Below are 330 nucleotides of genomic sequence, written 5' to 3'. Positions count from 1 at the left end.
CGTGTAGCGCAGCCGCGCGATGCGGCGTCCATCCATGCGCTCGACGCGCAGCGTGCCGCCGTCGGCGAGCATCACCTCGTCGCCCGGCTCGGGGATGCGGCCGAGCTCGCGCAGCACGAAGCCGGCGACGGTGTCGTACTCATCGCTGTCCGGAATGTCGATCCCGGTCTGATCGAGGACCTCGTCGGGTCGCAGGTCGGCCGGGAAGGTCATCTTCTCCGCGGTGCCGACGACGCCGGCCGCGGCGCGGTCGTGCTCATCGGCCACCTCGCCCACGATCTCCTCGACCAGGTCCTCGAGCGTGACGATGCCGGCCGTGCCGCCGTACTC

The 330-nt window shown here is 71.5% G+C and carries 1 protein-coding gene; it reads right to left on the bottom strand.

Going from position 1 to position 330, the window contains the following annotated elements; genetic code table 11:
- Window positions 1-330: transporter associated domain-containing protein (locus CH42_RS00025; RefSeq protein ID WP_275575604.1), on the bottom strand; the 330-nt coding region annotated here is incomplete at both ends.

The organism is Leucobacter musarum subsp. musarum, assembly GCF_001273845.1.
GTDB lineage: Bacteria > Actinomycetota > Actinomycetes > Actinomycetales > Microbacteriaceae > Leucobacter > Leucobacter musarum.
This window is presented reverse-complemented; position numbering and strand designations above follow the sequence as displayed.